Annotated in this window: 21 protein-coding genes, 1 tRNA gene and 1 other annotated feature; of the genes, 14 read left to right on the forward strand and 8 right to left on the reverse strand. The window is 30.2% G+C overall.

Going from position 1 to position 12,241, the window contains the following annotated elements:
- Positions 1-239 precede the first annotated feature (239 nt).
- The 4 genes from CLLI_RS11015 (at position 240) to CLLI_RS11030 (ending at position 4,039) form a co-directional block, all read left to right on the forward strand.
- A complete protein-coding gene (locus CLLI_RS11015) occupies positions 240-1,082 on the forward strand; it encodes a GHMP family kinase ATP-binding protein (RefSeq protein WP_106064263.1) in 843 nt (280 codons plus the stop codon).
- A 2-nt stretch (positions 1,083-1,084) separates the two neighbouring features.
- The gene (locus tag CLLI_RS11020) at positions 1,085-1,804 is read left to right on the forward strand and encodes a gamma-glutamyl-gamma-aminobutyrate hydrolase family protein (RefSeq protein WP_170063712.1); all 720 of its coding nucleotides are present in this window, start codon (positions 1,085-1,087) and stop codon (positions 1,802-1,804) included.
- Between the two features lie 346 nt (positions 1,805-2,150).
- Positions 2,151-2,365: a binding site (T-box leader), on the forward strand.
- A 142-nt stretch (positions 2,366-2,507) separates the two neighbouring features.
- Complete coding sequence (gene brnQ / locus CLLI_RS11025) at positions 2,508-3,812, forward strand: branched-chain amino acid transport system II carrier protein (RefSeq protein ID WP_106064265.1); 1,305 nt, start codon at positions 2,508-2,510, stop codon at positions 3,810-3,812.
- A 152-nt stretch (positions 3,813-3,964) separates the two neighbouring features.
- Positions 3,965-4,039: transfer RNA gene (locus CLLI_RS11030), tRNA-Glu, on the forward strand.
- A 138-nt stretch (positions 4,040-4,177) separates the two neighbouring features.
- Here the strand turns inward: CLLI_RS11030 and CLLI_RS11035 are convergent.
- From CLLI_RS11035 to CLLI_RS11060, 6 genes are all read right to left on the reverse strand, one after another.
- A complete protein-coding gene (locus CLLI_RS11035; RefSeq protein WP_106064266.1) occupies positions 4,178-5,341 on the reverse strand; it encodes a tyrosine-type recombinase/integrase in 1,164 nt (387 codons plus the stop codon).
- A gap of 164 nt (positions 5,342-5,505) precedes the next feature.
- Positions 5,506-5,766, reverse strand: a complete 261-nt coding sequence (locus tag CLLI_RS11040; RefSeq protein ID WP_106064267.1) for a hypothetical protein — start codon at positions 5,764-5,766, stop codon at positions 5,506-5,508.
- Positions 5,767-5,792: 26 nt separating this feature from the next.
- Positions 5,793-6,221, reverse strand: coding sequence for a hypothetical protein (locus CLLI_RS11045; protein WP_106064268.1), 429 nt, complete (start codon positions 6,219-6,221; stop codon positions 5,793-5,795).
- A 44-nt stretch (positions 6,222-6,265) separates the two neighbouring features.
- Positions 6,266-6,742 carry a hypothetical protein gene (locus CLLI_RS11050; RefSeq protein WP_106064269.1) on the reverse strand — a complete coding sequence of 159 codons (477 nt, stop codon included), beginning with the start codon at positions 6,740-6,742 and terminating at the stop codon, positions 6,266-6,268.
- A 49-nt stretch (positions 6,743-6,791) separates the two neighbouring features.
- Positions 6,792-7,256 (reverse strand): ImmA/IrrE family metallo-endopeptidase, encoded by a 465-nt coding sequence (locus CLLI_RS11055; protein ID WP_106064270.1) that lies wholly within the window; start codon positions 7,254-7,256, stop codon positions 6,792-6,794.
- A 17-nt stretch (positions 7,257-7,273) separates the two neighbouring features.
- Positions 7,274-7,702 carry a helix-turn-helix domain-containing protein gene (locus CLLI_RS11060; protein WP_106064271.1) on the reverse strand — a complete coding sequence of 143 codons (429 nt, stop codon included), beginning with the start codon at positions 7,700-7,702 and terminating at the stop codon, positions 7,274-7,276.
- A 162-nt stretch (positions 7,703-7,864) separates the two neighbouring features.
- Here CLLI_RS11060 and CLLI_RS11065 point away from each other — a divergent pair, with 162 nt between their 5' ends.
- The 3 genes from CLLI_RS11065 (at position 7,865) to CLLI_RS11075 (ending at position 9,185) form a co-directional block, all read left to right on the forward strand.
- Positions 7,865-8,080 (forward strand): helix-turn-helix domain-containing protein, encoded by a 216-nt coding sequence (locus CLLI_RS11065; RefSeq protein WP_106064272.1) that lies wholly within the window; start codon positions 7,865-7,867, stop codon positions 8,078-8,080.
- Between the two features lie 132 nt (positions 8,081-8,212).
- Positions 8,213-8,974: a phage antirepressor KilAC domain-containing protein gene (locus CLLI_RS11070; protein WP_106064273.1), complete on the forward strand. Its 762-nt coding sequence runs from the start codon at positions 8,213-8,215 to the stop codon at positions 8,972-8,974.
- Positions 8,975-9,002: 28 nt separating this feature from the next.
- A complete protein-coding gene (locus CLLI_RS11075) occupies positions 9,003-9,185 on the forward strand; it encodes a hypothetical protein (RefSeq protein WP_106064274.1) in 183 nt (60 codons plus the stop codon).
- 2 nt (positions 9,186-9,187) lie between these two features.
- On the opposite strand, the gene CLLI_RS11080 is transcribed toward CLLI_RS11075, so the two are convergent.
- On the reverse strand, positions 9,188-9,334 hold the full coding sequence (locus CLLI_RS11080; RefSeq protein WP_106064275.1) for an Arc family DNA-binding protein: 147 nt from the start codon (positions 9,332-9,334) through the stop codon (positions 9,188-9,190).
- Between the two features lie 123 nt (positions 9,335-9,457).
- Here CLLI_RS11080 and CLLI_RS11085 point away from each other — a divergent pair, with 123 nt between their 5' ends.
- The 5 genes from CLLI_RS11085 to CLLI_RS11100 all read left to right on the forward strand — a co-directional run bounded on the left by CLLI_RS11085 (position 9,458) and on the right by CLLI_RS11100 (position 11,216).
- On the forward strand, positions 9,458-9,610 hold the full coding sequence (locus CLLI_RS11085; protein WP_242975589.1) for a toxin-antitoxin system HicB family antitoxin: 153 nt from the start codon (positions 9,458-9,460) through the stop codon (positions 9,608-9,610).
- Complete coding sequence (locus CLLI_RS11090) at positions 9,603-10,433, forward strand: phage antirepressor (protein ID WP_106064277.1); 831 nt, start codon at positions 9,603-9,605, stop codon at positions 10,431-10,433. The genes CLLI_RS11085 and CLLI_RS11090 overlap by 8 nt, the downstream gene beginning before the upstream one ends.
- 27 nt (positions 10,434-10,460) lie before the next feature.
- Positions 10,461-10,718 carry an excisionase family DNA-binding protein gene (locus tag CLLI_RS11095; RefSeq protein ID WP_106064278.1) on the forward strand — a complete coding sequence of 86 codons (258 nt, stop codon included), beginning with the start codon at positions 10,461-10,463 and terminating at the stop codon, positions 10,716-10,718.
- 21 nt (positions 10,719-10,739) lie between these two features.
- The gene (locus CLLI_RS14560) at positions 10,740-10,913 is read left to right on the forward strand and encodes a hypothetical protein (protein ID WP_170063713.1); all 174 of its coding nucleotides are present in this window, start codon (positions 10,740-10,742) and stop codon (positions 10,911-10,913) included.
- Positions 10,914-11,006: 93 nt separating this feature from the next.
- On the forward strand, positions 11,007-11,216 hold the full coding sequence (locus tag CLLI_RS11100) for a hypothetical protein (protein ID WP_106064279.1): 210 nt from the start codon (positions 11,007-11,009) through the stop codon (positions 11,214-11,216).
- Here the strand turns inward: CLLI_RS11100 and CLLI_RS11105 are convergent.
- Complete coding sequence (locus CLLI_RS11105) at positions 11,206-11,658, reverse strand: hypothetical protein (protein ID WP_106064280.1); 453 nt, start codon at positions 11,656-11,658, stop codon at positions 11,206-11,208. The genes CLLI_RS11100 and CLLI_RS11105 overlap by 11 nt on opposite strands.
- Before the next feature lie 71 nt (positions 11,659-11,729).
- Between CLLI_RS11105 and CLLI_RS11110 the strand changes: the two genes are divergently transcribed.
- Both CLLI_RS11110 and CLLI_RS11115 read left to right on the forward strand, forming a co-directional pair.
- Positions 11,730-11,912, forward strand: a complete 183-nt coding sequence (locus CLLI_RS11110; RefSeq protein WP_106064281.1) for a hypothetical protein — start codon at positions 11,730-11,732, stop codon at positions 11,910-11,912.
- Positions 11,913-11,914: 2 nt separating this feature from the next.
- Entirely contained in the window at positions 11,915-12,211 is a 297-nt protein-coding gene (locus CLLI_RS11115) for a hypothetical protein (RefSeq protein ID WP_106064282.1), read from the forward strand.
- Positions 12,212-12,241 lie beyond the last annotated feature (30 nt).

Genomic DNA, 12,241 nt, shown 5'->3' on the forward strand with positions numbered 1-12,241 from the left:
TGTATAGTAATATCAACTTACATTATAATGGATTTTTTATGTATGTGGGAGATACTTTTTGTATCTCCTTTTAATTTTTTAAGCAGTAATTATTACTACTTTTGCCTACTAAAATTATACTCTAAGGAAACCCTTTATTTACAAGGTTTTTCATTTGCCTATTTACATAGTATCTATCCATTGTTAAAATTAAAATTGCATAATATTTTAAAAGAAAAGCAATTGTAAGGAGGTTAGTTATGGAAGCTGTAGTACATTATCCGGCGAGTTTTGGGGAAATAATTCAAGGTAAAATAAAGGACAAAGATATTTTATGTTCATGTCCTATAGATTTATTCACGGAAGTAAAAGTTTTTGAGAGCAAAAAAGCAAAGTCTAAATATAATCACTTAAAGTCATCAAATTTTTTAAGTAACCTACTTACAGAATGGGGATATAAAGATTATGTAAAGAATTTTGATATAGAAATCAAATCCAATATACCTGAAGGAAAAGGATTTGCCAGTAGTACTGCAGATTTGTGCGGAGTATATTATTCTCTTTTAAAATTATTTAAGAAAGAATTTAAAGAAGATGAATTTATAAGAAATTGTATAAATATTGAGCCAACTGACAGCATAATATTTAAAGAAATGACTATATTTGATTATAAAGAAGGAAAATACAAAAGGAAAATAGGCAATTACTGTGAATTTAATATACTAGTTTTTGAAGGAAATAGGATAATTGATACAGTGGAATTTAACAAAAGATCACTTCCGCCTTTAAGTAATATTGAAGACCTAGGAGAAATGTTAATAAAAGCAGTAGAAAATAATGATATAAAAACTATAGGTTGCTGTGCTACAAAAAGCATTATTAGAAATGAGAAAAGGTTAAGTTATCCTATATTACCCTTACTTCTTAGAATAAAAGATGAAATAGGTGGATATGGTGTAATAGGTGCACACAGTGGGGATGCCTTAGGTATAATATATGAAGGCAAATTAAATATGAAAATCTTAGATAAATATTCAAATCTTATAAAGGGGTATAAAATATATAATACAAAAACTATAAAAAATATAGATTTGGGGGTATGATCATGGAGAAAAAATTAGTTGGTATTGTACCAAACATTGAAATTGTTAGAGAGGATGGTTTTCCTAGTTACCAAAGAATATATTCTAATGAGGATTATATAGAAGCGGCAATACATAGTGGAGGAATTCCAATAATTCTTCCCTATATTCAAGATTATCCTATGGTAAAAGAACAGATAAAATTAGTAGACAAGGTTATAATAACAGGTGGCTCTGATATAAATCCGCTTTACTATGGGGAAGAATCTGAAATATTAGGAGGGGTTATAATTCCTGAAAGAGATAACTATGATATGATGGTTATAAAGGCTTGTGAAGAATTAAAAAAACCTATTTTGGGAATTTGCAGGGGTATACAAGCTATAAATGTGGCTTATGGAGGAACTTTATATCAACATTTGCCTAATAAAAATGAATTTTATATACAGCATAATCAAAAATCCAGATATGATGTTGGAATACATACTGTCATTATGAAAAAAGGAACAAAACTTCAGGAAATATTAGGAGAAACAATAGTTGTTAATAGCTTTCATCATCAAGCTGTAAAAGATGTAGCTCCAGGATTTGTAGTATGCGGAAAATCAAAAGATGGAGTAATAGAGGCTATAGAAAGATTGGGGGGTACAACAATATTAGGAGTACAGTGGCATCCAGAAAAGATGTTTCTAAAAAATAAAGAAATGGAAAGCCTATTTAATGAATTTATAAATAAGCTCTAATAAAAAGTTTGGATTTCTATTTTCATATTATTTTTTTTACTTTATACTAATAAGTAGGTATAAAATAAAGAAAAGGAGATAAGTGGATATGGAGTTTAATAATATTTTAGAAAAATATATAGCGGGAATCAAAAATAAGTTAAGTTTTGTGGAATATATATATTCTTTTATGAGTATACTCTACATATATATGTGGATTAAAATAAAATAAAAAGCAAGTCATGCAGAATGGTGAAGTATAGGAGAGAAAAAAGCATATATAAGTTAATATGTGGTTAAATTCAAGTGAATTTTCACTTGAATTGTAAATATATTTTTTATAAAATATTCATAATAATTAAATACACTAAAGATATTGAAGGAAAAAAGTAATTATAGGAGTTATGAAGAGAGACGGTGGTTGCTGCAAACCGTATAATAAATATAATGAAAATTCATTCCTGAATTGTAAGCTGAAAATATTATTATAAGTAAGCTGAGCCGGGTTCCTAACGTTATTAAGGAAATAGAGAATTTATTTACATTAAATTGGGTGGTACCACGATATTATTCGTCCCTTGCAGGGGCGTTTTTTTTATACTACGAAACTTAAGAAAAGTACATTATACTTTTCTTAGTTGACAGAGGACAATTGACAGCCTATAGGTCCTTAACTGTCCACTGTTAATTGTCAATTGTCAACTAAAAATACAAGGGGGAAACTATGAGTAAAAATTTAAAAAACGTATTAGTAACAGGTTTTGCACTCTTTTCAATTTTTTTCGGAGCAGGAAATTTAATATTCCCTCCTACACTAGGATTTATTTCTGGGGATAAGTGGTTATGGACTGCTTTTGGATTTTTGCTTGTTTGTATAAGCCTTCCTCTTTTGGGAATAGTATCAGTAGCATTAGTTGGGGGTAGAACAGAGGATTTAACCAATAAAGTAGGAAAATCATTTGGTACAATACTTTGTTCCGTTATAATGTTATCTATAGGGCCGCTCTTTTGTATACCTAGAACAGGGGCTACTACTTTTGAATTAGGAGTGCAGCCCTTATTTGGTAATGCTAGTCCTATATTAGTTTCAATAATTTACTTTAGCATTACTTTCATTTTTGCTGTAAATGAAACTTCCGTTGTAGATAAAATTGGAGCTATATTGACACCATTTTTATTGGTTTCTTTATTTATTATTATATTTAAAGGTATTATTACGCCTCTTGGAAGCCCTGTTAATACTGGATTAGAAAATGCTTTTTCAAAAGGATTTACAGAGGGATATCAAACCATGGATGCATTAGGTTCTATTATTATGGCTCAAATGGTTGTAGGAGATTTGATTTTAAAAGGATACAAAACTAGAAAAGATCAAATAAATATGACAATAAAAGCTGGTATTGTTTCAGCTATATGCCTTGGCACTGTTTATGGCGGATTATTATATATAGGAGCTACTTCCAGTGGAATTTTCCCTAAAGATACTGCAAGAACGGGATTATTAATCTCCATAACACAAGGATTATTAGGAGATTGGAGCAAAATTATTTTTGGAGGAGCCATATCCATAGCATGCCTTACTACATCTATTGGACTTACAGCAACTGCAGCAAATTATTTTAGCAAGTTAAGTAAGGAAAGGGTAAGCTACAAATCATTAGTTTTAGCTATATGTGTATTTAGCTGCTTTATTTCCAATTATGGGGTTGAAACTATAATTAAATTAGCAGTGCCGGTACTTGTAACTGCTTATCCTGTGGTAATAGTACTTATTATTACTAGTTTGCTATCTAAATATATAAATAAAAGGGAAATATATGCAGGGGCAGTATATGGGGCTTTAATAGTAAGTATATTTAGCTCATTAAGTTCTATAGGAATTAAAATTTCATTTGTTGAAAACATTATTAATAAGCTTCCATTTGCGTCACAAGGATTTTCTTGGGTACTACCTGCTTTAATTGGAGCAGTTATTGGGGCGGTAATTCAGGGAACAGAGAACAGAGTTCAGAGTACAGAGCACAGATAACAGAGTAGAGAGAATAAATAGGGAGAGAATTTTTGCTTATGGCAAAAATTCTTTTCTAATGTACTATGCAATCTATAAAAAAATCCCAAATTATTATTGACTAAATTGAATATGTATTATATAATATCCGAGTGAGATAAATTAAATATTATGGCTCCATGGTCAAGCGGTCAAGACGCCACCCTCTCAAGGTGGAATCAGGGGTTCGATTCCCCTTGGAGCTACCATATGTTGAAATGCAAGAGTTTACAAAGATGTAAGCTCTTTTATTTTTGCATTTTCCCACACTATTCCCACATTAGAAAAGTATAAAAATAAAAAGATATAAACAAAGTAGTTTCCCACATTTATTCCCTCATCTAAATTTATATAAATAAGCTATTTAATTTTTCAACCGCTGAAATTTTTTCTTTAGGCATTACATGAGTATATATATTAGCTGTGATTGAAATGTCAGAATGTCCTAGAAGGGTTTGAACAGTTTTAAGAGGGACATTTGCTTCAAATAATTTCGTGGCATAAGTATGACGCAAGGCATGAAATTTCTTGTGAGGTATTTTAGCTTTTTTTAATAGATTTTTATAACTCATGAATAAATTTTTAGTGCTTAAAGGATTTCCAGTTGCAGTAGCGAAAATAAAATTATTATCCAAATAGGAAGGACCTGCTTTTATTTTTTCTAATTTTTGTTCTTTCTCATGTTCTTTTAAAACAGGAATTAAGGTTGAAGGAATAGGAACAATCCTATTAGATGTTTTGCTTTTAGGAGCCTGGGTTATAACTTCATGTCTTGAAGAACCATCAGATTCTATTATTTTTACACGTTTTATAGTTTTTTCAACCTTAACTTCCTTTAAGTCTGTGTCAATATCACTCCATTTTAATGCTAGGAGTTCTCCTTGCCTTAAACCAGTACCCAAAGCCATAAGTATTAAGCATTTCAATCTGTGCCCATTTAAAGCTTGTTTTAAAGTGTCTATTTCAGCATCAGTAAATATTGCAATTTCTGTGTCTTTAACATCTTTTTTACCTGGAATAATTATTTTTTTACCAGAACAAGGATTCTTTAAAATATATCCTTCATCAACTGCGTAATTTAAAAATTGATTTAATAATTTATTTAGGCTTTTTATTGAACTACTGCTTTTACCATTATTGTAAAGATTATTATAGTATCTTTGAACTTGAAGGGATTTTAAGTCAGATAGTTTTAAGCTATATAATTCACTTTCTTTTATATAATTTCTGTATATTCCTTCGTAGCGTTCAAAAGAAGTTGGTTTAACTTTTATTTTCACAACTTCAAATAACCAAGTGTGCATTAAATTCCCTAATATTGTATCTTTATAATTTATATTAAGACCATTTTTTATATTATTTATATATTCATCACGTTTATCCTCAGCTTCTGTTTTACTTTTACCATAGAATTCTTTCCTAATTAGCTTACCATTAGCATCTCTCCCTATAGAGGTTGTTACTCTAAAATAATCATTACCGTTTTTGGTGTAGTTAGTCTTACGCGCCATAAGCTTCCCCTTCCTTCTATAAATTTATTATTTGCTCCAAAGCCTTTAGTTTCATTTAAATCTTTATATTTTACTTTGATGTCTAAATAAGAAATTATTTTTAACGGATTTCTTGTGTTATATTTTGCTATAGTTAGTTTTGCGTGCTATATAATATCTACCCCTTATTTAATTCTTCTCAAAATAACTTCTTCGTGTTTTGCAACTTCATGTTCAATTCTGTTAAGCTGTTCGCTATTTTGCTTATAGCCATCAAATAATGCATTAAGTTTTTCTCCATGTTCATTCTCAATTTTAATAACAGTTTTTTCAACATTAGCTAATCGAGAACTTAAATCATCTTGCCCCTTCTTTAAATTATCTTGACCATCTTTTAAGTCAGCATACATCTTCTCCATTAAGTCAAATATTTTTTCACTTTCCATTTTTATCATTCTCCCTTTCATAAATTTTAAACAGGTCTACGTTTCAATATCTCAATATCTACTTGATGATGCCCGATAATATCCTTCATTGCTTCAATAGTTTCCTTGCTTTCCTTTACATCTTGTGTCGTACTTTTTAAAGCTGTTTCAACTAAATCAAAATGTTCGTTAACCATAGCATCTGAATTCTTAAAAGAAAGTTCATTTTGTTCTTTATGAGCAGTTTGGACTTCAGCAACAGTATTAATCTTATTTTCTATAGATTCAAGGGATACAGAGTTCTTTTTAACTTCTGTTTCAACATTAGCTGATCGGGAACTTAAATCATCTTGACCTTTTTTTAAATTATCCTGACCATCTTTTAAACCATTGATGTCACCTTTTAAGTCATTGATGTCGCCTTTCAAGTCAGCATACATCTTTTCCATAAGCTCAAATATTTTTTCATTTTCCATTTTATCAGTCTCCTCTACTTTTTATACTTATATCCAATTAGCTCTTAACCTTGCATCTTTTCATCTAAGCGTCTTTCAAATTCAATAACTTTATTTTCGGTTTTTACTGCCTTAGAAGTAGTGGTATTAACGTCAATTTGTAAATCATCTATTTTTTCACTTAGTTTATTAAAGTTTTGGCCTAATGTTTTAGATGTATTGCTGACGGCAAGCTCTATAACATCAAGTCTGTCATTTATACTTCTCTTATCATCATTATTATTGCGCCCTATTTGGCTCCTGAATGATTCTTGACCTTCTGCAAGTAATTTTACATTGCTATCAACTTTTTCAAGTAATATAGAGCTTTTAGCAGTATCAGCTTTTAAGTCTTTAACATTACTTTCAACATTGCTGAGCCTGTTATTCATTTTCTGCATTTCTGAATACATGTTATCCATTCTTGAAGTCATTTTGTCGAACTTGTTGTTCATTTCAGAATACATTTTAGACATTAAATCAAAAGTCTTATCGCTTTCCATCTTTATCAATCTCCTTTTCATTTAAGATATTTATATTAACCTTAATGGGTTAAAACTTTTTTATAATCCCAAAATGGGGTTCGAACATTACTATGTAATTATCTATTTCAAAGTAGGCGCCATACTTTTCTCTATAATGCTGAATTGCTTCCTCTAAAAATTCCTCTGTAACTTCTAGGTATTCAGCTAATTCACATCTATTTCTGGCACCACTATTATAGGCATTTACTATGTCAATAATACCTACTAATTTTTCATAACCCCAGTTGCGAGCTTTCTTCTCCTGTTTTACATTTTCAATTTTGTTTTGGTTGGTAATATTACCTACAGTTTTATTATAATGCCCTAATTCTTCCGCTAGAATAACGTGTTTTTGTTTATCAAGTAAATTTCTATTTATTAATACTTTATTATTAGAGTAATAGCCACATTCCTCACAATCCCCAAAATCTATCTCTTTAATTTTTATCTTATGTTTTTCAGCTTCAACTAATAAACTTTCGTATTTTGTCATGTAACCCCCTTATGAGATTATTCCTCATCCATCTCTTTAAAAATCTCTTTTGCTTTATTTAATCTTTCTTTAGATTTTTCAGGGGATAATCCATCATCATGTGCTGCTAAGGTATAAATTTCATTTTCTTCTTGTGTATATTTATTTATTTCAGTTAATTCAGATACTCTTTTGATAGCTTCATCTTTACCGGTTTCATTTAGTTTATTGAAGTTTGATATTAATGTTGTTTCTTTTTTATCTTTAATTTCAATGTCATCATCAAAATCGTCAAGTGTGCACCCTAATACTTTTGATAAAGCTTTTAGCGTTTCTAATTTAGGGTCTTTGGTAGTTCTATTTAATATTTTGTTTAAAGTTCCCAATGGCACTCCAGACATTTCGGAAAGTTCCTTTGATGTAAGATTCTTTTTCTTTTTTAATTCTTCTATAATTTCTAGTCCCATATTATCACTCCCTTGATATACATTATATAACGGTAATATTTTACCGTCAACTATTATTTTACCGTTAAATATAAAAATATTTTAAAAAAGGCATTGACTTTTACCGTTGAAGGGTATATTATATGATTAAACAAACCGTTAATGGTAAATGGAGATGATAAAATGTACCGCGAACTATTAGGAGAAATAGTAAAAAAGGGCCTAAATAGAAAGAAATTAGCTGAAAAAATTGGGGTTTCTGAAAAAACACTAAGAAATAAGTTAAATGGGAAAACAGATTTTACATGGAGTGAAGTAAAAAAAATAAGAGATATCGTTGCCCCAGAGTATACTTTAGAAAAATTATTTGAAAAATCAGATACCAAAAATCTAAATTAAAAGGAGGAACTTAAATGGCATTAAAAACATTAACATTAGAAAGGCAAGCAGATAAAAATAAGGTTAAAAGAATTGAACAAGAAAGCAAAGGGGCAAGATTAGGATTTAGAAATAGTTAAAGGAGGGGATAAGATGAACAACTTACAGATTTTTAATAATCAACAACTTATACCATTAAAAGAAAATGAAACTGGTGAGGTAATAATAAGTGGTAGGGATTTGCATGAGTTTTTGGGAATAAAAACCGAATATAGAAAGTGGTTTCCACGAATGACTGATTATGGTTTTATTGAAAATCAAGATTATATAAGGGTGTCCCAAAAATGTCCTACCCCTGGAGGAGAACAGGAAATTGTAGACCATGCGATTAAATTAGACATGGCAAAAGAAATAGCAATGATACAGAGAAATGGAAAAGGTAAGCAGGCAAGACAATATTTTATAGCAGTAGAAAAAGCATGGAACAGTCCTGAAATGATTATGAAGAGAGCTTTGGAGTTTGCAAATAAGAAAGTTATTGAATTGCAAGATAAAATCCAAATAGATAAGCCAAAGGTCATATTTGCAGATAGTGTTACAGCTTCAAGAACTTCAATATTGGTCGGAGAGCTTGCAAAGATTATTAAGCAAAATGGATATGATATAGGGCAGAACAGGCTATTTCAATGGCTCAGGGATAATGGATATCTGATAAGTCGTAAAGGTACTGATTATAATATGCCAACACAGAAATCTATGGAACTGGGACTGTTTGAAATCAAGGAGACATCTATCACACATTCAGATGGACACATAAGTGTAAATAAAACACCAAAAATTACTGGTAAAGGGCAGCAGTACTTCATTAATAAATTTATTGAGAATGAAGCAAAAGAAGAAACAGCTTGTAATTAAAAATTAAATTAAAAGGAAGAGTGATTAAATGAGCAATTTAGAAAAAAATCAAAACAAAAAAGAAGTTGCCCAGGAACCATTAATAAAAAAATATACATTAACAATACCAGATGGACTATTGAAAGAAATTAAGGGAAAGGCTAATCAACAAGGGATGTCAGTTAACGCATACATCTTATTATCAATTAGCCAAACGTTAAAAGAAAAGTGATATTATTTTAAATTCTTTTGTGTATATTCTTTTAAAACCATTTCAATTTCTTTATTTACGGAACGGCCGTTGTTTTGAGCTATAATTTTCAATTTGTCTAATAACTCTTTTGGTATACGTAATGTAAATTTAGGTAATTGAGAAGTCATTAAAAAACCTCCTTTTAAAAGTCGTCATAATGACATCACTATTATAGCATAGAAAACATTTTAAAAAAAGTATTGACGGCATAATGACGGCATGGTAACATAATGATAAGAGGTGACGGCAAAGTGAATTTAAAGCAAAGACTTACAATACGAATGCCAAGTGAACTAAATACAAAACTGTCAATTAGGGCACAAAAGATAGGAATAAGTAAAAATAGCTTAGTTTTACAAATATTATGGGAAAAGGTACAAAAGGAGGATATAAAAAGTGTGTAATGATTTACAGGTTTTTAAGAATGAACAGTTCGGAGAAGTAAGAGCTTTGATACTCAAAAACGAACCTTGGTTTGTAGGAAAAGACGTGGCTAAATGCTTAGGGTATAAAGATACCAAGGATGCTATAAGACAACATATAGATAATGAAGATAAAACTATAATTCAAAAGGGGCAAATTACCACCTTAGAAATTCCAAATAGAGGATTAACAATTATAAATGAAAGCGGGTTATATAGCTTAGTATTAAGTTCAAAATTACCAACAGCAAAGAGGTTCAAAAGATGGGTTACATCAGAAGTGCTGCCACAAATAAGAATACATGGAGCATTTATGACAGATGATACTTTGGAAAAGGTATTAACAAACCCTGATTTTCTTATAAAATTGGCAACAGAACTTAAGGAGGAAAAAGAACAACGCAAGGCACTTGAATTACAAAATAAGCAGAAAGAGCAAATCATAGGAGAGCTGAAACCTAGAGCAGACTATACAGATAGAATTTTAAAGAACAAAGGGCTTGTAACAATAACACAAATTGCTAAAGATTATGGAATGACTGGAATAGAGTTAAATAGGTTATTGCATGACTTAAAAGTGCAATATAAACAAAGTAATCAATGGCTTTTATATAAAGAGCATAGTGGTAAGGGATACACACATTCCGAAACTGTAGATATTGTCAGAAATGATGGTAAACCAGATATAAAAATGAACACTAAGTGGACACAAAAAGGTAGATTATTTTTATATAACTTACTTAGGAAGAATGGAATATCACCAACTATTGAGAATGAAGCAAAAGAAGAAACAGCTTGTAATTAAAAATTAAATTAAAAGGAGGAAATATAGATGGATATTACAGCAGAACAGCTAAAAGACATTATAAGGGATGCCGTTAAAGAAGCGGCACCTGAACCCCAAAAAGCAACTATGACAATACAAGAGTGTGCTAAATACAGCGGCATAGGAAAAGACAAGCTCATGGAATTAGCGCATAGTACAAATTCAGATTTTCCAGCTTTTAGAGTAGGTAAAAAGTTTCTAATTAATAAAGAGTTACTAGATAATTGGCTAGAAAATATAAGCAAAGAAAAGAAAACACTATAAGGATAATTAAAGGGGATAAAAATGTTAGAACTGAAAACACAGTATGGAACTTTTGGAAACTTTAGAGACCTATATAGATTTATGTTAGAAGAAGATATAGAGAATGTAAGAGTAACTACTTATTATATTTTTGATAAGTTAAGCACTTTAAATTTGAGCCTACAAGAAATAAAGAATTTAGCATATAGCAAATAATTAACTAAGGCTGAATAGCCTTTTATAAAAAACTGTTTTATCAATCTAGGGATATACTCGCCCAATATATGTATATGCGAAAGGAGTGAGAATATGAGCAACATTTTAAAAGTAGTATTAACCAATGCTGTTAGAAATACAGAGATACAAAAGGCTGGTGAAATTTTAGGCATATCTCGTAAGCAAGTAATCAAGCTAAGAAAAGGAGAAAGTGCCAATATAAACAGTGATAAATTACTTGGTTTCATACTTGATTATATGGCACATCCTAGATTAATTATAAAAGAACATTTTATAGATTAATAAATTTTAAATTATTAAATTGTGAATCAGAATTATCAAAGTAGGTATTTTGGGCATAACTTTTAATATCATTTAAACTGTTATCGGGTTGGAAACTATCGTTGGCAAAAACATCATCTATATTAGTCCATTCGTTCAATATGCTATATAGGAAGATGTCAATTTGGAACAATCTATTACAACATATTTTAAAATCCAATACATCCCTCTTGTTGTAAAGTTCGATTGCTTCAAGCTTTAGTTGGTTGAACTTATTTATAAGTATTTCTCTACATTTAACAGGATTAAATAAATGTTTTTCGACACTAGGTTCGCCATCACCATATTGACTAATAGTTTCAGCAACTTTACCGTCAGGATAATCCCTAAGAGCTTCTTGATAAATAGATTCCCAACCACAGGGTATATCCTCAATATTTAAATCCCATAAAAACTTAACCATAAATAATCACCACCTTTCACCAAAATTCTACCATGATGGGGGCGAAAAGTAAAAATGCAGGAGGGACGGATATGATAAGAAAGTTATTAGAAGATAACGGAATTACATCCACGGATGCAGAGTTTAAAGAGCTTATGGATTCCGTTACCGAGTATATAAAGCTTAACCAAATCAGGTTCGGCAAAAGGACAAATCTTTATGAGGTTTTAGGAATATCTTTAAGAACAATTAACGTGCTTAGGAGGTGTAGCTAAAAATGTATTTTGAAAATCTTGTAGCTTTGCATATAGCAATAGAAAAGCAATGCCCGCAAGAGACAGCATTTAAATATTTGGATAGGCTTTTGGATGGTAAATCAAGAAAACATAATAATAAGCCTAAATTTATATGGACTAGTGATGATATAGAGGACATAAAGAGATTTAGAAAACAAGGGCTTACTTATAAGGGAATAGCAAAAATATATTTTACAACAGATGATACTATTTTCCAAGTGTTAAGGAGAAATAAAAAAAAAGCCCTTTGCAGAGGGCCAATAATTAAAAAACACTAACTACAGTTTACATGGAAATGGAGGTTTTGT

Origin of the sequence: Clostridium liquoris (genome assembly GCF_002995785.1) — a bacterium.
Classification (GTDB): domain Bacteria; phylum Bacillota; class Clostridia; order Clostridiales; family Clostridiaceae; genus Clostridium_AO; species Clostridium_AO liquoris.

Coding starts and splice junctions, on each gene's coding strand:
- CLLI_RS11015 (WP_106064263.1), top strand. CDS start 240: ATGGAAGCTGTAGTACATTATCCGGCGAGTTTTGGGGAAATAATTCAA.
- CLLI_RS11020 (WP_170063712.1), top strand. CDS start 1,085: ATGGAGAAAAAATTAGTTGGTATTGTACCAAACATTGAAATTGTTAGA.
- brnQ (WP_106064265.1), top strand. CDS start 2,508: ATGAGTAAAAATTTAAAAAACGTATTAGTAACAGGTTTTGCACTCTTT.
- CLLI_RS11035 (WP_106064266.1), bottom strand. CDS start 5,341: ATGGCGCGTAAGACTAACTACACCAAAAACGGTAATGATTATTTTAGA.
- CLLI_RS11040 (WP_106064267.1), bottom strand. CDS start 5,766: ATGGAAAGTGAAAAAATATTTGACTTAATGGAGAAGATGTATGCTGAC.
- CLLI_RS11045 (WP_106064268.1), bottom strand. CDS start 6,221: ATGGAAAATGAAAAAATATTTGAGCTTATGGAAAAGATGTATGCTGAC.
- CLLI_RS11050 (WP_106064269.1), bottom strand. CDS start 6,742: ATGGAAAGCGATAAGACTTTTGATTTAATGTCTAAAATGTATTCTGAA.
- CLLI_RS11055 (WP_106064270.1), bottom strand. CDS start 7,256: ATGACAAAATACGAAAGTTTATTAGTTGAAGCTGAAAAACATAAGATA.
- CLLI_RS11060 (WP_106064271.1), bottom strand. CDS start 7,702: ATGGGACTAGAAATTATAGAAGAATTAAAAAAGAAAAAGAATCTTACA.
- CLLI_RS11065 (WP_106064272.1), top strand. CDS start 7,865: ATGTACCGCGAACTATTAGGAGAAATAGTAAAAAAGGGCCTAAATAGA.
- CLLI_RS11070 (WP_106064273.1), top strand. CDS start 8,213: ATGAACAACTTACAGATTTTTAATAATCAACAACTTATACCATTAAAA.
- CLLI_RS11075 (WP_106064274.1), top strand. CDS start 9,003: ATGAGCAATTTAGAAAAAAATCAAAACAAAAAAGAAGTTGCCCAGGAA.
- CLLI_RS11080 (WP_106064275.1), bottom strand. CDS start 9,334: ATGACTTCTCAATTACCTAAATTTACATTACGTATACCAAAAGAGTTA.
- CLLI_RS11095 (WP_106064278.1), top strand. CDS start 10,461: ATGGATATTACAGCAGAACAGCTAAAAGACATTATAAGGGATGCCGTT.
- CLLI_RS14560 (WP_170063713.1), top strand. CDS start 10,740: ATGTTAGAACTGAAAACACAGTATGGAACTTTTGGAAACTTTAGAGAC.
- CLLI_RS11100 (WP_106064279.1), top strand. CDS start 11,007: ATGAGCAACATTTTAAAAGTAGTATTAACCAATGCTGTTAGAAATACA.
- CLLI_RS11105 (WP_106064280.1), bottom strand. CDS start 11,658: ATGGTTAAGTTTTTATGGGATTTAAATATTGAGGATATACCCTGTGGT.
- CLLI_RS11110 (WP_106064281.1), top strand. CDS start 11,730: ATGATAAGAAAGTTATTAGAAGATAACGGAATTACATCCACGGATGCA.
- CLLI_RS11115 (WP_106064282.1), top strand. CDS start 11,915: ATGTATTTTGAAAATCTTGTAGCTTTGCATATAGCAATAGAAAAGCAA.